Source organism: Streptomyces sp. TS71-3 (assembly GCF_018327685.1).
Taxonomy (GTDB): Bacteria; Actinomycetota; Actinomycetes; order Streptomycetales; family Streptomycetaceae; genus Streptomyces.
In genome coordinates this window covers 100,496-121,992 of record NZ_BNEL01000003.1, presented here as the reverse complement: position 1 = coordinate 121,992, position 21,497 = coordinate 100,496, and the positions used below count along the sequence as shown (strand labels likewise).

Genomic DNA, 21,497 nt, shown 5'->3' with positions numbered 1-21,497 from the left:
CCGTCCGAAGGGGCTGGTTCTGTCGTGCCCGGACCACCTTCTGGTGGGTCCCCGCGCCCCTTCCGGGGCGCGTGCGTGGCCGCCGGCCGAGAACGCGCGCCGTGGTCGGCCACCCCGGCATGGGGCTGATGCATGGCACATACACTCACCTTTGCCGTTCCGTGACGCAGGACGGGACTGCGGAGGGGGGCCGCACGTGTTTTCGTTATGTCGAACGGTTCCGGGATCGACGTCACGGAGGTGTGTGCCATGCCGAATGCCGCGCAGCGGCTGATGACGCTTGCCGAGCAGTTGATGGGAGCCCCGCTCCCATTGCGAGTGCGAGCCTGGGACGGTTCCGAGGCGGGTCCCCCGGACACGCCCGTACTGGTCGTACGCAGCCGCCGCGCCCTGCGCCGCCTGCTGTGGAAGCCGGGCGAGCTGGGCCTCGCGCGCGCGTGGGTGGCCGGCGACCTCGACGTCGAGGGCGACCTCTACCAGGCCCTGGACCAGATGGCCGGACTGATCTGGGAGCGCGGCGTGGAGGTCGCGGGTTCCCCGGACGCACCCCGGTCCGCGGGGAGCACGAGCGGCGCCGCCTCGCTGAGCGCCGCGGGCACCGGGAGCGTGAAGGGCCTCAAGGCCGCGCTGGACGCGCTGCGCGACCCCGGTGTGCGCTCCGCGCTCCAGGAGTTCGCGGCGCTCGCCGGCCCGCTGCCGCCCCCGCCGCCGCCCCCCGAGGAGATGCGCAGGAACCGCCGCGGCCACCTGCACACCAAGAGCAGCGACAAGGAGGCCATCAGCCACCACTACGACGTCGGCAACGACTTCTACGAGCTGGTGCTCGGCCCGTCGATGGTCTACTCGTGCGCGTACTGGGAGAGCCCGGACGCCACCCTGGAGGAGGCCCAGCGCGACAAGCTGGAACTCATCGCGCGCAAGCTGGAGCTCAAGCCCGGCCAGCGCCTGCTGGACGTGGGCTGCGGCTGGGGGTCCATGGCGCTGCACGCGGCGCGCGAGCACGGGGCGCGGGTCGTCGGCGTCACGCTCTCCGCCGAGCAGGCCGCGTACGCGCGCAAGCGGGTCGCCGACGAGGGGCTGACGGACCAGGTGGAGATCCGGGTCCAGGACTACCGCGACGTCGCCGACGGGCCCTATGACGCGATCTCCTCCATCGGCATGGCGGAGCACGTCGGCTCGGCGCGCTACCTGGAGTACGCGCAGGACCTGTACGCGCTGCTGAAGCCGGGCGGGCGGCTGCTGAACCACCAGATCGCGCGCCGCCCGCAGGTGGACGAGTCCGAGTACCAGGTGGACAGGTTCATCGACGCGTACGTCTTCCCGGACGGCGAGCTGGCACCGGTGGGCACCACCGTGACGCAGCTGGAGCGCACCGGGTTCGAGGTGCGGGACATGGAGTCCATCCGCGAGCACTACGCGCTCACGCTGCGCCAGTGGGTGGCCAACCTGGAGGCGGACTGGCAGCGCGGCGTGCGGCTCACCAGCCCGGGCCGCGCCCGCGTCTGGCGGCTCTACATGGCGGCCTCCGCGCTGTCCTTCGAGCGCAACCGCATCGGCGTCAACCAGCTCCTCGCCGTGAAGACGCCCGCCGGGGGCGCTTCTGGGATGCCGCTGCGGTCGCGTACCTGGAACGTCTGACCGGCGCCGGCCGGGTCCGGGACCGACCGGCGCCGGCGGGTCCGCGAGAGCCCCGGCGTCCGCGGGCCCGCCCCGGCGGACGGCGGCGGCGCACGCGGCGCACGAGTCCGTGCGCGTCCCTGCGCACGCGACGAAACCGCCCCTGGGGAGCCCGTCACCGACCGGGCTCCCCAGGGGCGTTGTGCGGGCGGTACCGGCCCACCCGGCGGACCGGGCCCCATGGGGGAGGGTCCGGGCCGCCGGACCCGGAGCGGCAGGGGGCGGCGGGCCGAAGCCCCGCCCCCGCCGCGGCCTACTCCGCGTGGATCGCGTTCAGCATGTTCAGCCGCGCCGCCCTGCGCGCCGGCCACATCGCGGCGAGCACGCCCACGGCCCCCGCCAGCACCAGGAAGATCGCCATCCGGCCCCACGGCAGCACCAGCGCGTAGGTGTCGATGTGGGAGGCGATCAGCTTCCCGGCCGCCCAGCCGAAGAACACGCCCAGGGCGACGCCGAGCACCCCGCCGAAGAGCGAGATGACCACCGACTCCAGGCGCACCATCCGCTTCACCGCGGGCCGGTCGAGGCCGATGGCGCGCAGCATGCCGATCTCCTGGGACCGTTCGAAGACGGACATGGCCAGCGTGTTGATCACACCGAGCACGGCGATGATCACGGCCATCGCGAGCAGGCCGTAGAGCATGTTCAGCATCAGCGTGAACGCCTTGGCGATCTGCCCGGAGACGCTCTGCTTGTCCTGCACGAGGATCCCCGGATTGTCCCCGAGGGCGTGCTGGATGGCGTCCTTCGTGGCGGCCTGCGGGCCGTGCGCCGCCTTCACCAGGACCTGCATGTCGGTGGGGTCGCTCTGGTGCGGCCGCATCGTGGCGTTGTCCATCAGGATGCCCTGGATCATGTCGTTGCCGTGGTAGACGCCCGCCACGGTCAGCGGCACGGCCTTGCCGTCCTCGAAGGTGGCCCGGACGTTCTGCCCGGCCTTCCAGTGCTGCTCGGAGGCGGTCTGGTCGTCGACGACGATGTTCCGCCCGCTCACTTCGAACGAGCCGTCGGTCACGTCCAGATCGGTGAGCCGGCCGATGTCGTGGCCGTTCACGCCGGTCAGGTAGTGGCGCTCGCCGTCGACCAGGGCCGGCGCGTTGCTCATCGGGCTGCTCGCCGTGACCCCGTCGGTGTGGGCGATCCTCTCGGCCACGTCGGGCGCCAGGGAGTTGAAGTTGGCCATCGAGACGACGTAGTCCGCCTTCAGCGAGGAGACCGCCATCTTGTCGATGGCCTGCTGGGCGCTGCCCGCGATCACGGTCATCCCGGTGATCAGGCAGAGGCCGATCATCAGCGCGGAGGCGGTCGCCGCGGTGCGCCGCGGGTTGCGCACCGAGTTCTGGCGGGCGAGCTTGCCGGACACCCCGAAGACGTTCAGCAGTGGCGCCGCGGCGGCGATCAGCGGCCGGGACAGCAGCGGCGTCAGCACGAAGATGCCGATCACCAGCACCGCCGCGCCCGCGCCCACCCACGGCTGGCCGTCGTCGCCGTGCATCTGCGTGCCGGCCACCACGAGGACGGCGCCCGCGGCGGCGATCAGCGAGCCGAGCGTGTTGCGCAGCACCAGCGAGCGGGTGGTCGGCGTGGCGTGCACGCTGCTCATCGCGGCCACCGGGGGGATCTTCGCGGCCCTGCGGCCCGGCAGCCAGGCCGACAGGACGGTGACGACGATGCCGACCGCGAGCGCGGTCGCGATGGTGCCCGGCGAGACCACGAGGGGGCCGTCGGGCACGGTGGCGCTGTCCAGGGACGACACCAGGGACTTCATTCCGGCCCCGATGCCGATGCCGGCGAGCAGGCCCGTGATGGCCGCGACCACGCCCACCACCAGCGCCTCCAGCAGCACCGACCGGGTGACCTGCCGGCGCGAGGCGCCGACGGCGCGCAGCAGCGCCAGTTCCTTGGTGCGCTGGGCGACCAGCATCGAGAACGTGTTGGCGATGATGAAGATGCCGACGAAGAGAGCGATCCCGGCGAAGGCGAGCAGGCCCGTCTTCATGCTGCTCATGGACGAGGCGATGCTCTCCGCCTGGCGGTCGGCGAGCTCCTGGCCGGTCTTGGTGTGCACCGCGTCCTTGGGCAGCGCCTGGTCGAGGGCGTCCTGCAACTGCACCTGGCTGGTGCCCGCGGCGGCCTTCACGTCGATCTCGTCGTACCGGCCCTCCTCGTGGAAGAGCTTCTGTGCGGTGGCCGTGTCGAAGAGGGTGAGGTTGCCGCCTGCGGCCACGTTGCCGTCGTCGGTGCTGAAGATGCCGGAGATGGTGGGGGTCATCACGGGGCCGTCGACGGACATCCTGACGTGGTCGCCGACGTGGTAGCCGGCGCGGTCGGCCGTCCGGGCGTCGATGGCGACCTCGCCGGCGCCCTTGGGGGCGTGCCCGTCGCGCAGCGGGTAGCGCGGGTCCTTGTCGCCCCAGTAGTTGCCGCCCTTGGAGCTGAAGCCGCCGCCGATCAGCTTGCCGTGCTTGTCGGCGACCGCCGTGAAGCCCTGGACGACGCCGGTGGCGGAGGCCGCGCCGGGCGCCTTCTCGGCGCTCGACCGCAGCTTCTCCGTCAGCTTCGGGTCCTTGCCCGGGGCGTCGGAGGAGCTGACGCCGCCCGGTGTCACGGCGACGTCCACCCGGTCGAAGCCCTTGGAGGAGCTCTTCTGGTAGGCGTCGGAGATGGTGTTGGTGAAGACCATGGTGCCGGCCGCGAACGCCACGCCGAGCATGACGGCGAGCACGGTCATCAGCAGCCTGGTCTTGTGCGCGAGGACATTGCGCAACGCTGTACGGAACATGTCGGATCCTGTGGGGGAGAGTCAGGCGGAGCGGTGGCGGGGGCGCTGCGAGTGCTGCGGGGCCTGGGAGCGCTGGGGGGCCTGGGGCATGCTCTGGGAGCGGCCCTGGGGCGCGCCGCCGCTGCCGGGCAGCGTCCGCATGCGGTCGAGCACGTTGTCCGCGGTCGGCCCGTGGAGCTCGTCGACGATGCGGCCGTCCTCCAGGAAGATCACCCGGTCCGAGTAGGCGGCGGCGACCGGGTCGTGGGTGACCATGACGACGGTCTGGCCGAGCTCGCGCACGGAGTTCCGCAGGAAGCCCAGCACCTCGGCGCCCGCGCGGGAGTCCAGGTTGCCGGTCGGCTCGTCACCGAAGATGATCTCCGGCCGGGAGGCCAGCGCGCGGGCCACCGCGACGCGCTGCTGCTGGCCGCCGGAGAGCTCGGAGGGGCGGTGCTTCAGCCGGTCGCCGAGGCCCAGCATGGTGATCACGTTCTCCAGCCACCCCTGGTCGGGCTTGCGCCCCGCGATGTCCATGGGGAGCGTGATGTTCTCCCGCGCCGTGAGGGTCGGCAGGAGGTTGAACGCCTGGAAGATGAACCCGATCTTGTCCCGGCGCAGCCGTGTCAGCTGCTTGTCCTTCAGCGCGCCGAGTTCGGTGTCGCCGATGCGCACCGAGCCGGACGAGAAGTCGTCCAGGCCGGCGACGCAGTGCATGAGCGTGGACTTGCCCGATCCGGACGGGCCCATGATCGCGGTGAACTCGGCGGCCCGGAAGTCGACGGAGACCCGGTCCAGGGCGACCACCTGGGTCTCCCCCTGGCCGTAGACCTTGGTCAGTTCCGTGGCGCGCGCGGCCACCTGGGTGGTGCGCTCGGCGATGGGAGTGGTGGTCACGGGAGTGTGCTCCTGTCAGAACGGTTCTCTGGGGACTGCTCCATCGTCCCGACCGCGGGCGCCCGTGTAGTCAGCCGCTGTTCCGGTTCCGGGGGCCGTCTCCAGTCGGAGCGCGTGGCTCCGCCCTCATACCTGGGGATGAGATCCGACCCTCATACGGAGTCCGTCCAGGGGGAGACGGGCGTACCCCCGGATCAATGGGGAAGCACGCCCGTGCCGGCGGTGAAATGATCCCGTTACGCCGGGTAACGTTGTCGGGGAACCGTGAACCTCCCCGCGCGTGCGGTGAAATTCCGTCATTCCGTACGGGACGGCTCTGCGGGGCGTGCAGGCCGTTGGCGGGTGAGAACGCCATCCGACGTGGTCTGACGGACCCTCAGGGCTCAATAAAATAAGACAACATCGTTCCATCGCACCGTAGTTCGGGGGAGGCCTGCCGATAGGCTCGGACCCACGACGGAGCGCACGGCCTGCCCGGATGGTGGAATGCAGACACGGCGAGCTTAAACCTCGCTGCCCCTCGCGGGCGTACCGGTTCAAGTCCGGTTCCGGGCACCACCCGTTCATGGCGGGGGACCAGGAGAATGACCGGAACCGGTAGTACCTCTTTCGGAATCACGGAAACACCATGGGATCATCCGGCCCCGCCGCCTTCGGCGCCCGAGCCGGCCCTCCGGCCCTCTCTCCCGTGTCAATGCATTCCGGTGTATATCCCGGCAGGTTCGCCGGGATCGTTGCGCATTCCGGTGAGTACGGGGTGGGGTTGTTCGGTCCGGGCGCGGTGCCGGGGCCGGGGCCGCGGCGCACCGGCTCGGGATCGGGTGCGCGACATCCCGGGTGCGCGACGACGAGGTGCGCCGCCGGTGGGCGGAACGGCTTGACCGGCGGCGCTCAGGGGTGGTCGTGGGTTGGTGTGGTGTGGTCCGGGTCAAGGGCCCTGCCGCCCGGACGGGTCCGGGGCGCGGCTCGGGCATCGGGGTCCGGCGCGGCGTGGTGCCGCGCGGGCCGGGTGGCGGCTGAGGAGCGTGCGGGGCGGCGGGCGTGGCCCGGTCAGGCCACGCTCTCGTCGCCGGCCTCCAGGGCGGCGGCGCGCACGGCCGCGGACCACTCCGTGACCAGCTGCTCGTAGGTACGGCGCTGTTCAACGGAGAGGCGCCCGCCGGCGCGCAGCCACAGCGCACGGATCTCCTCGTTCACCGCGGCGGCGGACCGCGCGGGACGGGAATCAGAAGTCGTGGCCATGTGTGAAGCTTACGGGTAGGCAAGTGAAGGCAGCGTGAAGCCCCTCCAACGGTAGGGCGCACTCGCCGGTAGCACCAGCCCCTTTTCCTCCCGTCGTATTCCGGACCCGGCGAGGGGGCATCTCGCCTGCGTGGGGCGGGCGTTGCCGCTTGGTGCGGTTGCGCGGGGCGCCTTTGCACGGGTGTCCGTGAGGTGGCCGAGCTGGGCTTCTTCCGCACCGGTGGGTGGTGGGGCGGGCGATGAGTGGTTGCTCACACGGTCTCTCAGGTGGCCCGGGGCGCGTGTGCGAACCCCCTGGGAGGGTGCCACCAGCGGTGTTGCTGGTGGTGCTGCCGGGGAACGGGTGCCGCTAGGGAACGGGTACCGGGCCGAACCGGGACGCCGTGTGCAGGTCGGCCTCGATCGCCGTGGCCGCTGCGCGGAGCGCCGGGAGCAGGGCGGCACGGGCCGACGCCAGGGGGGTGTCGCCGGTGTGCTGGGCGACGTCCACTGCTGCCACCACCCGGCCCGCCGCGTCCCTGACCGGTACGGCGACGGCGCGCAGCCCCTCCTCCAGCTCCTCGTCGACGCTCGCGTACCCGTCCAGGGCCGCGCGTGCGACGAACCGGGCAAGCCGCTCAGGGGCGGTGACGGTGTGCCGGGTGAGGGCGGCGGGCGGGGCGGCGGCCAGCAGCCGGTCCCGGTCGGCCTCCGGCAGCCCGGCGAGCAGTACGCGGCCGGTGGCGGTCGGGTAGGCCGGGAAGCGGGCGCCCGGTGCGATGCGCGGGCTCATGATGCGGGCGCCGGGAGCGCGCGCCACATGGACGACGTCCGGGCCGTCGAGCACGGCCACCGAGGCGGACTCGTGCACCCGCTCCGCGAGGTCGTGCAGGTGGGGCTCGGCCAGCTCCGCGAAGGACAGCCGGGACAGCCGGGCGTGGCCGAGTTCCAGGATCCGCGGCAGCGGCCGGTACAGGCGGCCGTCGTACACCGCGTACCCCTCGCGTACCAGCGTGTGCAGGCAGCGGCGCGCGGTCGCCCTGGGCAGCCCGGTCGCGGCGGCGAGCGCGGCCAGCGGGAGCCCGGGGTCCCGGGCGGCGCCCAGCGCCTCAAGGACCGCGAGACCGCGGGCCAGCGACTGGAGGAACCCGGGGCCGAGCTCGGCCTTGGCGGCCCGCGCCAGGGCGGCGGGGGAGGACGGGGGTACGGGGGGCGCGGCGGCCGTCTCCGAGGGTGGCTCGGAGGGTGGCGCGGCGACTGCCTCGGAGGGCGGCTCGGGGACTGTCTCGGGGGGCGGCTCGGGGGCTGCGTCGGGGGGCGGCTCGGGGGTGGTCTTGGGGTCGGCCTTCGGGTCAGCCGCCGGGAAGGCTTCGGGGGTGGCCCTGGGGCCGGCCGTGAGGGATGCCTCGGAGCCGGCCGGGGGCCCGGCGGTGGCGGTTGCGGGGGGCCCGGCGGCGAGGAACGCCTCCGCGAGGCGTTCGGCCTCCGCCCGCAGCCGCGGCAGGACGAGTTCCGCGAGGCTCGTCGCGGTGTGCCTGCTGGTGTGGCTGACGGCGCTCAGGGCGCAGCGGGCCCGCCCGTGCGCGTCCGGCACGGGCACGGAGACGGCGATCAGGCCGGGCTCGATGAGCTGGTCGTCCAGCGCCCACCGGGCGGTGGCAGCCTGTGCCGCGCGTGCCGCGAGTTCCGCCTCGGGGACGGCACGGGGCCGCACCACGGGGAAGGCGGCGCCCTCCGGGTCCAGTGCCCGGCCGGTGCGCCAGGCGGCCCACTGTGCGGCCGTCCACTCGGCGGCGAACAGCGCACCGGGCGCGCACCGCTCGGCCGGCAGGAGGTCGCCGACGCGGAACGCCACGGACATGGTGCGGCGCCGGATGGCCTGGGCGACGAAGCGCACCCCGTCGCCGTCGGGCACCGCCAGGGAGACGGATTCGTCGAACTCGTCCGCGAGGCGGCCGGCCCGTGCCGCCATCCCGGCGGTGAGCCCGCTCGCGGCGAGGTAGGCGTTGCCGAGCGCCATCACGCGCGGGGTGGGGGAGAGGTCCTGGCCGCGCTGCCGGAGCAGTTCGAGGCGGAGCAGGGTGGCCACCACGCGGTCCACGGTCGAGCGGGCCAGTCCGGTGGCGCGCACCAGGTCGCCCGCCCGTACGGGCCCGGGGGCCGCGGACAGCTCCCTGAGCACCGCCAGGCCGCGTTCCAGCGGCCGTACCGCCTCGGGGGTGTCCACCTGTCCCGCCCCGTCGCGCGCGGGGCTCTCGGCGGCATCCAGAGGCCCGGACGAGGCCGCCGCGGGGCGGGGGCGGGCCCCGGTGGCCTTTCCGCCCGCCGCATGGGCGCCTGCTGCCACCGCACCTCACCTCTCCTCACGGTTCCGCGGTCGGGCGCCGCACGGTCGCGGGCGCTCCGTTCGCCGGGCGGAATCCGTGCCCGGGGCGTTGACACCGGCAGGACCCGGACAGAGACTCCCTCCGGCGGTTGTGAACGAAAGTTCACCACGCGAACGCGTTCCTTCGCAAGCAGTCCCACCGCGACCGCGAGCAGCTCCCACGAGACCGCAAGCAGTCCCACCGCGACCCGACAGGACACCCATGCACACCACCGTCGGCATCATCGGAGCCGGTCCCGCAGGGCTCCTCCTCGCCCGCCTGCTGCACAACGCGGGGGTCGACAGCGTCGTCCTGGAGAGCCGCGACCGCCCCTACGTGGAGCAGCGGCAGCGGGCCGGGATCCTGGAGCAGGGCACCGCCGACGTCCTGCGCGCCGCCGGCGCCGGGGCCCGGCTGGACCGCGAGGGGCTGCGGCACGACGGCATCGAGCTGCGCTTCGACCGGCACCGCCACCGGATCGACTTCCCCGGGCTCACCGGCGGCAGGACCGTGACCGTCTACGCCCAGACCGAGGTCGTCAAGGACCTGGTGGAACTCCAGCTCACCGAGGGCGGGCCGCTGCTCTTCGAGACGGAGGCGCTCGCGGTGGAGGACGCCACCACGGACCGCCCCAAGGTGCGTTTCGTGCAACGCGGCGCCCAGGGCGGTGCGTCGGGCCGCGAGTCGGTCCTCACCTGCGACTACGTGGTGGGCTGCGACGGCTTCTGGGGCGTGTCCCGCAAGGCGGTGCCCACGCGCGTGTCCCGCGTCTTCGAGCGCACGTATCCGTTCGGCTGGCTCGGCATCCTGGCGGACGTGCCGCCGTCGCACGACGAGCTGGTCTACGCCCGCCACGAGCGCGGCTTCGCGCTGCTCAGCATGCGCTCCCCGGTGGTCTCCCGGCTCTACCTCCAGGTGCCCGCGGACACCGACGCCGACGCCTGGAGCGACGAGGCCGTCTGGGACGAGCTGGAGCGCCGCTTCGAGACCGCCCCGGACGACGACTGGGTGCTTCACCGGGGCCCGGTCACCGCCAAGTCCGTCACCCCGATGCGCTCCTACGTCCACGAACCCATGCGGCACGGCCGCCTCTTCCTCGCCGGGGACGCCGCGCACATCGTGCCGCCGACCGGGGCCAAGGGGCTCAACCTCGCCGTCGGGGACGTCGTCACGTTCGCGCGCGCGTTCACGCACTTCCAGAGCACCGGCGACCCGGCGCTCCTGGACGCCTATTCGGAGACCTGCCTGCGGCGGGTGTGGCAGGCCGAGCGGTTCTCCTACGCGATGACGACGATGCTGCACAGGCCGCCCGGCGCGACGCCCTTCGACGACCGCATCCAGCTCGCCCTCCTGCGCCGCATAGCCACCTCGCGGGCGGCCGAGCAGGACCTGGCCGAGTGCTACACGGGCTTCCCTTTCGAGTGACCCCGCCGGGCCCGCCGGCCGCCGCGCGGCGCGGCGGCCTCACTCGTCCGGCTCGTCCGGTACGCCCGTGCGTGTACCACGGCCGAGGGCATCCGGAGCCGGTTGTCCACAGGCCAACTGCTCCCTTGTCACGCGTTGTCCACAGGCCTCGGCGCGGCACGTCAGGGAATGGTCATCCGGCGTACCGTGTTCGACGTCAGGGTGGGGGGGAGGATCATCCGCGAGCAGGAGGGGCAATTCTTTGCCCACCTATTACTCTTGAGCCCAAGACCACGCACGGTGGTTATGGAGGAGTGACATGAGGAGCAGTAACCCGGTCTTCTCGCGACGGGGGTTCAGCCGCGACAACGGCTACGCGGGCTTCAACGCGGCGCCGCAGGCCGGGGGACCCGCTGTCGGCACCCAGGGCGGCCCGTACGCGGGCCCCTACGCCGGTGCGCCCACCAACCCCTACGCCCAGAACCCGTACGCCCAGCAGGGCGTCCAGTACGGTGCGCCGCCGCAGGCCCCGGCCACCTCCGACCGCATGACGATGGACGACGTCGTCGTCCGCACCGCCGGCACGCTCGGCGTGCTCGTGGTGGCCGCCGCCGTCGCCTGGGCGCTGCTGCCGGTGGACGACGCGTCCATCAACCGCTCCTACGGCATCGCGGTCGCCTCCGGCCTGGTGGCGATGGTGCTGGGCCTGATCCAGTCCTTCAAGCGGTCGCCCACGCCCGCGCTGATCATCACCTACGCCGCCCTGGAGGGCGTGTTCCTCGGCGTGCTGTCCAGCATCGTGGACAACCGCATCGCGAGCGGCGCCGCCATGCAGGCGGTGCTCGGCACGATGGCGGTCTTCGCCGCCGTGCTGGTCGCCTACAAGGCGGGCTGGATCCGGGTGAACCGCAGGTTCTACGGCTTCGTGATGGCCGCCGCCCTCGGCTTCGTCGGGCTGATGATGATCAATCTGCTCTTCTCGGTCTTCGGTGGCGGTGACGGGCTCGGCTTCCGCAGCGGCGCCCTAGGCGTCGTCTTCGGCATCCTGGGCGTGCTGCTCGGCGCCTGCTTCCTCGCCCTGGACTTCAAGCAGATCGAGACGGGCGTGGCCTACGGGGCGCCGCGCCGGGAGGCATGGCTGGCCGCCTTCGGCCTGACGCTCACCCTCGTCTGGATCTACCTGGAGTTCCTGCGGCTGATCGCCATCCTGCAAAGCGACAACTGATCGCTGGGGCGACAGCCGACGACTGACCGCTGAGGCGAGAGCTGATCGCTGGGGCCGCGGGCGACAGGCGAGAGCTGATCGCTGGGGCGACAGCCGACGACTGACCGTCGAGGCGACGTGACGAAGGGCCCGCGAACGACTGTTCGCGGGCCCTTTCACGCGGGCTCACAAGGGCATGGCGGTCCCCCAGGGTCGCCCGGGCGGCTCAGATCAGCTTGCGCGCGGCGCGTCGCAGATCGTATTCGTGGACGATCGCCTTCGCGTGGCCGTAGGCGAGGTTGTGCTCGCCCCGCAGCCAGCTCACCTTCTCCTCGAAGCGGATGAGTGAAGGGCCTTCGTCGACGGTGCGCAGCCAATCCGAGATGTCACGACCGGTGCACTGGGGGATGTGGGCGAGCAGGTTCTGGTGGGTCTCCTCAGAGAAGACTTGAGACATCGGCGCCTCCGGCGGCTTTCGATGTGGTCCGTCCTTCACGCCACCGTGCCTGAGCGTTTGCGCGTTGGCAACAGTCCCGGTCGGGCGCATAAGGTCGCCGCGTGCTCGATACAACCCCGCTGACCACCGCCGTGGACCACTTCGCCGACCGGCTCCGGGCCGCGCCGCAGAGCCGCCTGCAGCGCGGTGCCGCAGCCGAGGCACTTGCCCTGGCCAGGGAATTCGCGCGCTGGGCGCAACGCCTTGAGAACCCAGCGAGCCCGCCGCGCGAGATGCCGGACGCGGGCATGTTCGCCGCCGCGGACCAGATCACCGTCGCGGGCAGGGATCTTGCTCTCGTCTTGACAGATCCGGCCGACCTGACCCGCGCGCTTGCGCTGGTGGAGGACGCGCGCAAGCGCGCATCGGTCTGACGGCGCACACGTGGCCGGGCGCTCTGACGGCGCTGATGGGGCTGGGGGCGCTCTGACGGTGCTCATGTCGCCCGGGGCGCTCTGACGCGGTCACATGGCGGGGCGCGCTCTGGGCGGCGCTCGGACCGGCCGCGGGCGCTCCGGACGCGTCAGTGGGAGACGATCACACGGTCCGCGAGGATGTACACGGTGTCGTCGCCGCAGGTGAAGGTGAGGGCGTAGGCGCCGAAGACGCCGGAGCCGCCCAGCAGGACCGGCACGTCACCGCGGATCAGCGCGTCCGCGAGCCGTTCGGCTGTCTCGCGGTGGCCGGGTGTCATGCAGAGCGTCGTGCCGTCCTCGAAGACGTAGACGTCGAGCGTGCCCAGGGGCCCCGGGCGGACGTCCGCGAGGGCCGTACGGGCCTCGGCGAGCCCCGCCAGGCAGGCCACCACGTGCTCGTGGTCGCCGCTGCTCGCCGGGACCGGCGACTGGGCGGACAGGTGGCTCCTGCCGGGGACGAAATCGGGGTGCGAGGGGTGCCGTCGGCGGGCCGCGGCCAGCTCCGGGGAGTCCCCGGGGTGGTCGTCGGGGTCGGCAGGCGCGTCGTGCGGCGGTTCGAAGCCGAGCAGGCCCGCGAGGTCGGAGCGGCGCACGGGGCCCGGCTCCTCGGGGGGCATGCCGAGCGGGGAGGAGACGTCCGAGGAGGCGTCGCGCGCCTCCTGCGCCGCCCAGAACGCGCGGGCCTCGGCCATCTCGCGCTCCCGCTCGTCGGCGAGCGCCTCGGCGACCGCGGTGCGTATCTCCTCGCCGGCCAGCGGCGAGCGTGCCTCCGGCACCTGGGGGCGCGCGCCCCTGGCCCGGGACTCCGCCAGCTCCGTCTGGAGCGCGGCGATCTGCTTGCGCAGCCCGTGCACGGCGTGCACGGCGGCGGCGCCCACGGTGGTGGCGGCGGCCGTGGAGAGCAGCAGAACAACAGGCATGGCGCTCACTCGCATACTCCCGGCTTCGGTCCGATCCCCGACTTGTTCATCGATCCCCGACTTCTACCTCAGCCACGGGGGCGGGGCCGAGGGGCTGTTCGTGCAATACCTTACGAAAGGGGTGGTGGCCGGGGGTCCTGGTGGGCTGACCGTACGGGCCTGACCTGCGTCAATGCGGTACCGCCGGGAGAAAGGTCACATCCTGGCGGAGATTGGATCACGGCGCGGGGGGCCGCTTGCGCCCCCGCCCCCTCCCGCCGGCGCACGCCCGGCCGCCGCGGGCTTTCGGCGCCGCCGCGGCCCGGGGCCACCCGCCCGCCGGTGGGCCCGCGGGGGCCCCGGTTTTTGCGCAGTTCCCCGCGCCCCTTCGGGGTGGGCTTGTGTTGTGTCGTCTGGTGCGGGGGCGTCGTGGTTTTCGCGTAGTTCCCCGCGCCCCTTCGGGGTGGGCTTGTGTTGTGTCGTCTGGTGCGGGGGCGTCGTGGTCTTTGCGTAGTTCCCCGTGCCCCTGGTCCTGGCTTGTGTCCCTTGCTTGCTGCGGGGGCGCTGGGGCCGGTGCCTCAACCTCACGATCCCTGAGGGCGCGGGGCCCCCGGCCCACCCAAGGGGCGCGGGGAACTGCGCGACCAGGCCCCACCGGGCCGCGGCCGAGAACGAGACAGCGAGGGGCTGGGCCGGAAAGGGGCGCGGGGAACTGCGCAAAAAGCCACGGCGCACCCGCGCCCTCCGGAGCCGGCACCACGGGACCCGGCCGCTAGCTGAGCCGTTCCACCACCATCGCCATCCCCTGCCCGCCGCCCACGCACATCGTCTCCAGACCGATCTGCTTGTCGTGGAACTGGAGGCTGTTGATCAGCGTCCCCGTGATCCGCGCGCCGGTCATCCCGAAGGGGTGGCCCACGGCAATGGCGCCGCCGTTGACGTTCAGCCGGTCGAGGTCGATGCCGAGCGCCCGGTAGGACGGGATGACCTGGGCGGCGAAGGCCTCGTTGATCTCGACGAGGTCGACGTCCCCGATGCTCATCCCCGCACGCTTCAGCGCCTGGTTCGACGCGTCCACGGGCCCGAAGCCCATGATCTCGGGCGAGAGCGCGGAGACACCCGTGGAGACGATCCTCGCCAGCGGCGTGAGGCCGAGCTCGCGGGCCTTGGTGTCGCTCATGATGACGAGGGCGGCGACGCCGTCGTTGAGCGGGCAGCAGTTGCCGGCGGTGACCAGGCCGTCCGGGCGGAAGACCGGCTTCAGACCCGCCACGCCCTCCATGGTGACGCCCGGCCGCGGACCGTCGTCCTTGCCGACGACCGTGCCGTCCGGCAGCGTCACCGGCGTGATCTCGCGCTCCCAGAAGCCCTTGGCGACGGCCTGCTCGGCGAGGTTCTGGGAGCGGACACCGAACTCGTCCATCTCCTCGCGGGTGATCCCCTTCAGCCGCGCCAGGTTCTCCGCGGTCTGGCCCATCGCGATGTACGGGTCGGGCACCACGCCGTCCTCGCGCGGGTCGTGCCAGCCGGCGCCCTGGGACTCGGCGACGGCGGCCGTGCGGGCCTCGGCCTCGGCGAAGATCGGGTTGTGCGTGTCGGGCAGGCTGTCCGAGTTGCCCTTGGTGAACCGCGAGACCATCTCGACGCCCGCGGAGAGGAAGACGTCGCCCTCGCCCGCCTTGATGGCGTGCAGGGCCATCCGGGACGTCTGGAGGGACGACGAGCAGTACCGGGTGACCGTGCACCCCGGCAGGTGGTCCATGCCCATCTGGACGGCGACGATCCGGGCGAGGTTGTTGCCCTGCTCGCCACCCGGCAGGCCGCAGCCGAGCATCAGGTCGTCGATCTCCGCCGGGTCCAGCTCGGGGACCTTGGCGAGGGCGGCCTGGATGATCGTGGCGGTCAGGTCGTCGGGGCGCAGCTCTTTCAGAGAGCCCTTGAAGGCGCGTCCGATGGGGGAACGGGCGGCGGAAACGATCACTGCTTCGGGCATCACGGCTCCTGGGGCGGCGGGTGCGGGCACGACCTGCCAGGAAGTTACCCGCGCGTAGGCTCCGGGTCACGCGTCAGTGCGTGTGACTCCCACCGCACCATTCTAAGCGGTCGCTCAGCCACGGCGGGACCCCCTGCCCGCGTCCCTGGGCCGGGGCTCAGCCCCGGCTAACCCAAGGGGCGCGGGGAACTGCGCGAGCAACCACCATCTGCCGGTGGTTCGGAGACGTCAGCAACAGCCCATCCCGGCCGGTGGCGACCTGCAAGGTCGCGCTGTGGCTGGTCGCTCCCCGGCTGCTTTGAGGGCGTGGGAGGGGTACCCCCAATCCGCGCCCCGGGGGCCGGCCGGGGCCCGGCCCCCGGGGCGCTGGGGCCGGGGTGCCCCTACGGGGCCGACGGCGCGTCCGCCGTCCGGGGCGTGTCCGGGGCCTCCCCGGGTTGGATCCGCCGGCGCCGGCGCCGCTTGAGCAGCGCCCACGGCCCCCGGCCGCCCGTGGTGCCCGCGGCCGTGACCTCCGTGCCGCCCTCCGCCGCGGCCTCCGCGGCCGCGCGGGCGACCGGCAGGTAGCCCTCGTCGCGGGCCGCGTCCGGCCGCTCCTCCTCCGGCCAGAGGCCGAGTGACGCGCAGAGCGTCGGGAGTACCGCCATGGACGCGGTGGCGTAGCCCTCGGCGGACGGATGGTAGTTGTCGGGGCCGAACAGCTCCCTGGGGTTCGCGGCGAACTCGGGGCCCAGCAGGTCGCCCAGCGACACCGCCCGCCCGCCCTGCTCCACCACGCCGATCGTCTGCGCCGCCGCGAGCTGCCGCGAGGCCCGCCGCGCCAGCCAGCTCAGCGGCTGGTACACGGGCTCGATGGTGCCCAGGTCGGGGCAGGTGCCGACGACCACCTCCGCGCCCGCCGTGCGCAGCCTGCGCACCGCCGCCGACAGGCAGCGCACCGAGTGGGTCGGCGGCATGCGGTGGGTGACGTCGTTGGCGCCGATCATCACCACGCACACGTCGGGCACCCAGGCCGGGTCGGACAGGATCTGGGTGACCTGCCGCTCCAGGTCGTCGGAGCGCGCGCCGGGCAGCGCGGCGTTGCGCAGGTCGACGGGGCGCTCGGCGACCGCCGCGAGCCCCGAGGCGAGCAGCGCGCCGGGCGTCTGCCGCGCGCGGTGCACGCCCTGGCCCGCGGCCGTGGAGTCGCCCAGCATGGCGAACCTGAGCGGTTCCATCGCCGCCCCCGGACCCGCGAAGCCCTTGCCGTACGTGCCGTCGGCGCGCGGTGGCGGCATGCTGCCGCCGCTGCCCGGGATGGTCCCCACCCGCCGCTTCGCGATCTGCACCTCGGCGAGCAGGACCCCGACGGCCGCCACTCCGACCAGCCCGATCCCGCCCCCGCCGTATGCCGCCCCCGCGGCGATCCGCCGTGCCACTCGCGCTCTGGACATACGCCCGGTCACCTCCTCCGAACCGTTCTTCAACTCATTGCCCCGTACGGACGGTGAGCCAATCGTGCGGAAAAGTGAACCCTCTGTGTGCTCGGCCGTAGGCTGACCGCACGGTGGCCGCTCAGGCTGCCCGCGTTTCCCTTCTTTCCTGTCCTTTCCTGTCCTTCATGGAGCCCGGAGACCTCGGTGCACTTCCACGATTCGATGATCAGCCTCGTCGGCAACACCCCGCTGGTGAGGCTCAACAATGTGACCACCGGCATTCAGGCCACGGTGCTGGCCAAGGTGGAGTACTTCAACCCAGGCGGCAGCGTCAAGGACCGCATCGCGCTGCGGATGATCGAGGCCGCGGAGGAGAGCGGCGAGCTGCGGCCGGGCGGCACCATCGTCGAGCCGACCAGCGGCAACACCGGCGTCGGCCTGGCGATCGTGGCCCAGCAGAAGGGCTACAAGTGCGTCTTCGTCTGCCCGGACAAGGTCTCCACGGACAAGATCAACGTGCTGCGCGCGTACGGCGCCGAGGTCGTCGTCTGCCCCACCGCCGTCGACCCCGAGCACCCGGACTCGTACTACAACGTCTCCGACCGCCTGGTGCGCGAGACGCCGGACGCGTGGAAGCCCGACCAGTACAGCAACCCGCACAACCCGCTCTCCCACTACCACTCGACCGGCCCTGAGCTGTGGGAGCAGACCGAGGGCAGGATCACCCACTTCGTGACCGGCGTGGGCACCGGGGGCACCATCTCCGGCACCGGGCGCTACCTCAAGGAGGCCAGCGAGGGCCGGGTGCGGGTGATCGGCGCGGACCCCGAGGGGTCGGTGTACTCGGGCGGCTCCGGGCGGCCGTACCTGGTGGAGGGCGTCGGCGAGGACTTCTGGCCGGAGGCCTACGACCGCTCCATCGCCGACGAGATCGTCGCCGTCTCCGACAAGGACTCCTTCCAGATGACGCGCCGCCTCGCCAAGGAGGAGGGGCTGCTGGTCGGCGGCTCCTGCGGGATGGCGGTGGTCGCCGCGCTGGAGGTCGCGCGCAAGCTCGGCCCGGACGACGTCGTGGTGGTGCTGCTGCCGGACAGCGGCCGGGGCTATCTGAGCAAGATCTTCAACGACGAGTGGATGAACGACTACGGCTTCCTGGAGGAGGAAGGCGACCAGCCCCGCGTCGGCGACGTGCTCTCCCACAAGGAGGGCGGCCACCTTCCGTCGCTGGTCCACATGCACCCGGGCGAGACGGTCGGGCAGGCGATCGAGGTACTGCGCGAGTACGGCGTCTCGCAGATGCCGATCGTCAAGCCGGGCGCCGGCCACCCGGACGTGATGGCCGCCGAGGTGGTCGGCTCGGTCGTGGAACGGGAACTGCTCGACGCGCTGTTCGCCAAGCGTGCCGTCCTCGACGACCCGCTGGACAAGCACATGTCGCCGCCGCTTCCGCAGGTCGGCTCCGGCGAGCCCGTCGCCGACCTGATGGCGGTGCTCGGCGCCGCGGACGCGGCCATCGTGCTCGTCGAGGGCCGTCCGACCGGGGTGGTGAGCCGTCAGGACCTGCTGACGTTCCTGGCGGTGTCTGCCGGGGGCACGTCGGTGGCCAAGCGGAGCGCCCCGTAGGGGCGCGGAGCGGCGGCAACGTGCCCATGCCCTTCGGGCGGTGGGGCCGGCTGGGAGGGGTGGTTTCGGTTGGTTCCGGATCATCGGTGGGTGGAGGGTTGCTTGCGCAGTTCCCCGCGCCCCTTTGGGCGGGGCTGCGCTCCGATTGGGGCGTGGGTGGGCGGGCAGCTCCTGTGCCCTTCGGGCGGTGGGGCCGGCTGGGAGGGGTGGTTTCGGTTGGTTCCGGATCATCGGTGGGTGGAGGGTTGCTTGCGCAGTTCCCCGCGCCCCTTTGGGCGGGGCTGCGCTCCGATAGGTGCCCCCGCCCCGCTCCCCTGGTGGGGCGCACCTGGCCGCGCGTGCGTCCCGGCATGGGCGTAAGGAGTCCAACGGTCGATCGTGGTTGCTCGCCCGGCCCTTCGCGCCCCGAACGGGGCGGCCGCTTCTTCCAAGTGGTACGAGCGTGTCACGTCTGCGCAGCACACGCGTAACACGGCTCGGGCAGATTGGTCGGCGTCGGCAGGGCGCGGCGGATCCCTTGGTGAGCAGGGAGGTCCGGTGCCCGGGTCGGCGAGCACGGCGCCATGGACCTCCGGAGCGGCTCCCGGACCTCCCTGGACGCCTGGGATACGCAGGCCCGGCCCTGACCCGGCCCGTGTCCCCCGCGGGGACCGCCGTCGTCCCGCCCCCCGTCACACGGGGGTGCGGCGGTCCCCGCGCCGTATCTCCCCGGTGCCGTTCGCCCCTGGGGCCGGTCCGCGCCCGAGGTGCCGTCGCCCCCTGGCGTGCCCGTCTACTCGTCCCAGTCCGAGGGCTTCTTCGCGCGCTTGCCGAAGCCGGGCAGGCCGCGCAGCGCGTGGACGGCGTTGACCCCGACGATGCCCGCCCAGGCCACGAAGAGGCCCGGCAGGTCGGCGTTGACCACGGCTATCGCGGAGAGCGGGATGGCCAGGACCAGGGAGATCACGGCGAACCCGAAGCGCTCGCCCCAGGTGTCGCTGCCTCCCCGGGGTGCCGCGGCGCCCCGGGCCACCACCATCTGCTGCTCGGCCAACTGGCGCCGCACCCGGCGGTCGACCACGGTGTCCACGCGCTGCTCGACCTTCGCCAGGAACGAGTCGACCAGCGCTGACTCGTACTCCTCGCCCAGGTCCCCGCGGGCCCGCAGGGTGGCGTCGAGTTCCTTCTTGAGATCGGCGTCGTGCGCTTCCATGTGCATCACAGTACGGAGTTCGAGCCCCCGGGGCAGTGGGGCTAACCCCCCTTCCGAAGCTGCGGTCCACCGCATCCCCGCCCGTCCACCGTCCACGCGCCGGAAACCTGCCCCTTTCCCGCAACCGCCTTGCCGTTATGCATAACTCCATGCAGAGTTACCCCTTACTGAATATCGGCGGGAGAGGACGTGATGGGCGACAGTGTGGGGCGATTGCAGGCGCTCTTCGAGGGGCACCGGCTCACGCCCACCCAGCGGCGCATCGCGCACTGCATGGTGCGGCACGCCGCGGAGGTGCCGTTCCTGTCCTCCGTGGAGCTGGCCGAGCTCGCCGGGGTCAGCCAGCCGTCGGTGACCCGCTTCGCCGTGGCGCTCGGGTTCGACGGCTACCCGGCCCTGCGCAGGCACCTGCGCGAGGTCGCGCCCGCCCGGCCCCCCTCCGACGAGGCGGCGCGCAACACCTACCAGCAGGCCGTTGAGGCGGAGATCGCCAACCTCCGCCAGCTCGCGCAGGTGCTCGCCGACCCGGAGCCCACGGTGCGTGCCGGGCGGCTGCTGGCGGACTCCCGCCCGCTGCCGGTGCTGGGCCTGCGGGCGGCGGCCGCGCAGGCGCACGGCTTCGCGTACTTCGCCGCCAAGGTGCACCCGGACGTACGGCTGCTGACCGAGGGCGGCACGATGCTGGCCGACCGCCTGGAGGGTGCCGCGCGCGCCGGGGCGAGCGCTCTGCTCTGCTTCGCGCTGCCGCGCCACCCCCGCGAGACCCTGGACGCGCTCGCGCGCGCACGCGCCGCCGGGCTCACCGTGGTCACCGTCGCGGACAGCGCCTTCTCCCCGGTGGCGAAGGCCTCCGACGTGCTGCTGCCGGCCGCCGTCGGCACGGGTCTCGTCTTCGACACCGACTCCGCGCCGATGCTGCTCGGCCGCGTGCTGCTCGAAGCCATGTGCGACGCGCTGCCGGACGCCCAGGCGCGCCTGGAGGACTTCGACGCGAGCGCCGCGGCACGGGGGCTGTTCGTGGAGTAGGGCCAAGGCCCGTGCGGTGCGGCCATGGCTCTCATGGCCTCCTCAGCGGCTCTCATGGCCTCCTCAGAATCACTCGCTAGCCTCCCCGGCCACACGCACCCTCCCGCCGGCAAGCGGCAAGCGGCAAGCGGCAAGCGGCAAGCGCCAAGCGGCGAGCGGTAAGCGCCAAGCGGCGAGCAGCCGCCGGCAGCGGTCAGCCGCCGTCGGTAAGCAGGCACCCGTGACCGGCGAACCGGGAGGCGCGTGGCGGTGTGCGGGGCGCCCGGGGACGGGTCGGCACCGCACGGACGACGGTTGCCGAGGAGGCGGGAACGTGGCTCGCGGAGGTCAGGGACTGGCCCGGGTGGCGGTGGTGGTGCGTGCCGGCGCCGCGCCCCTGTGGTGGCTCGGTGTCGTGGCGGGCGGCGTCGGCCTGCTGATACCGGGTCTGACGGGGCGCCGGATCGGGGTGCTCGCCGGGACCGCGCTCTTCGTGGTGGCGGCGGTCGTGGTCGCGTACGCGCGCAGGAAGCGGTACGCGGCGCTGGCGAGCGCTGCCGTCCGCGCGAGCAGGCACGACGTGCTCCAGGACCGCCGGGTGACGGTGCGCAACTGGCGGCGCGGGCACCGGTGGTGGCTGGCCGGCGGTTGCGCCGCCGCCGTCGCCGCGTCCTTCGCGGCGCCCGCGGCCGGGGGGATGATGATGGCCGGGTGCGGGGCCGGGCTGTGGCTGAAGGCGGTCTGGCTGGGCCGCCGGGAGCGGCGCGAGGAGTCGCTGCTGTGGGCGCGCGTGGACTGGCTCACCGGCCACATGGGGCGCCCGGCCGGCGAACGCGTCAAGGTCTACCGCGGAACGGGACTCGCGGCGGGTGACGCGGCCCCCGGAGGCGCACGGCGCCGGTGAACTTCCCGGCCACCCCGGCCCGCT

Annotated in this window: 16 protein-coding genes and 1 tRNA gene; 8 read left to right on the top strand and 9 right to left on the bottom strand. The window is 73.1% G+C overall.

Annotation, left to right across the window (positions count from 1 at the left end):
* The first annotated feature begins 249 nt into the window (after positions 1-249).
* Complete coding sequence (locus Sm713_RS25175) at positions 250-1,638, top strand: cyclopropane-fatty-acyl-phospholipid synthase family protein (RefSeq protein ID WP_212912373.1); 1,389 nt, start codon at positions 250-252, stop codon at positions 1,636-1,638.
* A gap of 292 nt (positions 1,639-1,930) precedes the next feature.
* On the opposite strand, the gene Sm713_RS25170 is transcribed toward Sm713_RS25175, so the two are convergent.
* Entirely contained in the window at positions 1,931-4,459 is a 2,529-nt protein-coding gene (locus Sm713_RS25170) for an ABC transporter permease (protein ID WP_212912372.1), read from the bottom strand.
* Between the two features lie 21 nt (positions 4,460-4,480).
* Positions 4,481-5,335 carry an ABC transporter ATP-binding protein gene (locus Sm713_RS25165; RefSeq protein ID WP_212912371.1) on the bottom strand — a complete coding sequence of 285 codons (855 nt, stop codon included), beginning with the start codon at positions 5,333-5,335 and terminating at the stop codon, positions 4,481-4,483.
* Positions 5,336-5,807: 472 nt separating this feature from the next.
* On the opposite strand from Sm713_RS25165, the gene Sm713_RS25160 reads away from it, so the two are divergent.
* Positions 5,808-5,893: transfer RNA gene (locus tag Sm713_RS25160), tRNA-Leu, on the top strand.
* Positions 5,894-6,385: 492 nt separating this feature from the next.
* Here Sm713_RS25160 and Sm713_RS25155 read toward each other — a convergent pair.
* Positions 6,386-6,577, bottom strand: a complete 192-nt coding sequence (locus Sm713_RS25155; RefSeq protein WP_212912370.1) for a hypothetical protein — start codon at positions 6,575-6,577, stop codon at positions 6,386-6,388.
* A 349-nt stretch (positions 6,578-6,926) separates the two neighbouring features.
* Positions 6,927-8,903: an IclR family transcriptional regulator C-terminal domain-containing protein gene (locus tag Sm713_RS25150; RefSeq protein ID WP_308293191.1), complete on the bottom strand. Its 1,977-nt coding sequence runs from the start codon at positions 8,901-8,903 to the stop codon at positions 6,927-6,929.
* 241 nt (positions 8,904-9,144) lie between these two features.
* Here Sm713_RS25150 and Sm713_RS25145 point away from each other — a divergent pair, with 241 nt between their 5' ends.
* Entirely contained in the window at positions 9,145-10,347 is a 1,203-nt protein-coding gene (locus Sm713_RS25145; RefSeq protein ID WP_212912369.1) for a 4-hydroxybenzoate 3-monooxygenase, read from the top strand.
* Between the two features lie 298 nt (positions 10,348-10,645).
* Complete coding sequence (locus Sm713_RS25140; RefSeq protein ID WP_212912368.1) at positions 10,646-11,551, top strand: Bax inhibitor-1/YccA family protein; 906 nt, start codon at positions 10,646-10,648, stop codon at positions 11,549-11,551.
* A gap of 205 nt (positions 11,552-11,756) precedes the next feature.
* On the opposite strand, the gene Sm713_RS25135 is transcribed toward Sm713_RS25140, so the two are convergent.
* Positions 11,757-11,987: a DUF4287 domain-containing protein gene (locus Sm713_RS25135; protein ID WP_212912367.1), complete on the bottom strand. Its 231-nt coding sequence runs from the start codon at positions 11,985-11,987 to the stop codon at positions 11,757-11,759.
* Positions 11,988-12,088: 101 nt separating this feature from the next.
* On the opposite strand from Sm713_RS25135, the gene Sm713_RS25130 reads away from it, so the two are divergent.
* Positions 12,089-12,400 (top strand): hypothetical protein, encoded by a 312-nt coding sequence (locus tag Sm713_RS25130; RefSeq protein WP_212912366.1) that lies wholly within the window; start codon positions 12,089-12,091, stop codon positions 12,398-12,400.
* Between the two features lie 149 nt (positions 12,401-12,549).
* Here Sm713_RS25130 and Sm713_RS25125 read toward each other — a convergent pair whose 3' ends face one another.
* From Sm713_RS25125 to Sm713_RS25115, 3 genes are all read right to left on the bottom strand, one after another.
* Positions 12,550-13,362, bottom strand: coding sequence for a hypothetical protein (locus Sm713_RS25125; RefSeq protein WP_212912365.1), 813 nt, complete (start codon positions 13,360-13,362; stop codon positions 12,550-12,552).
* A gap of 751 nt (positions 13,363-14,113) precedes the next feature.
* Complete coding sequence (locus Sm713_RS25120) at positions 14,114-15,334, bottom strand: acetyl-CoA C-acetyltransferase (RefSeq protein WP_212912364.1); 1,221 nt, start codon at positions 15,332-15,334, stop codon at positions 14,114-14,116.
* Positions 15,335-15,717: 383 nt separating this feature from the next.
* Positions 15,718-16,767: an SGNH/GDSL hydrolase family protein gene (locus Sm713_RS25115; protein WP_212912363.1), complete on the bottom strand. Its 1,050-nt coding sequence runs from the start codon at positions 16,765-16,767 to the stop codon at positions 15,718-15,720.
* Between the two features lie 186 nt (positions 16,768-16,953).
* On the opposite strand from Sm713_RS25115, the gene Sm713_RS25110 reads away from it, so the two are divergent.
* Positions 16,954-18,372, top strand: a complete 1,419-nt coding sequence (locus tag Sm713_RS25110) for a cystathionine beta-synthase (protein ID WP_212912362.1) — start codon at positions 16,954-16,956, stop codon at positions 18,370-18,372.
* A gap of 772 nt (positions 18,373-19,144) precedes the next feature.
* On the opposite strand, the gene Sm713_RS25105 is transcribed toward Sm713_RS25110, so the two are convergent.
* The gene (locus Sm713_RS25105; RefSeq protein ID WP_212912361.1) at positions 19,145-19,564 is read right to left on the bottom strand and encodes a hypothetical protein; all 420 of its coding nucleotides are present in this window, start codon (positions 19,562-19,564) and stop codon (positions 19,145-19,147) included.
* A gap of 192 nt (positions 19,565-19,756) precedes the next feature.
* Here Sm713_RS25105 and Sm713_RS25100 point away from each other — a divergent pair, with 192 nt between their 5' ends.
* A complete protein-coding gene (locus tag Sm713_RS25100) occupies positions 19,757-20,590 on the top strand; it encodes a MurR/RpiR family transcriptional regulator (protein ID WP_212912360.1) in 834 nt (277 codons plus the stop codon).
* Between the two features lie 313 nt (positions 20,591-20,903).
* Positions 20,904-21,473 carry a hypothetical protein gene (locus tag Sm713_RS25095; RefSeq protein ID WP_212912359.1) on the top strand — a complete coding sequence of 190 codons (570 nt, stop codon included), beginning with the start codon at positions 20,904-20,906 and terminating at the stop codon, positions 21,471-21,473.
* The last annotated feature ends 24 nt before the right edge of the window (positions 21,474-21,497 follow it).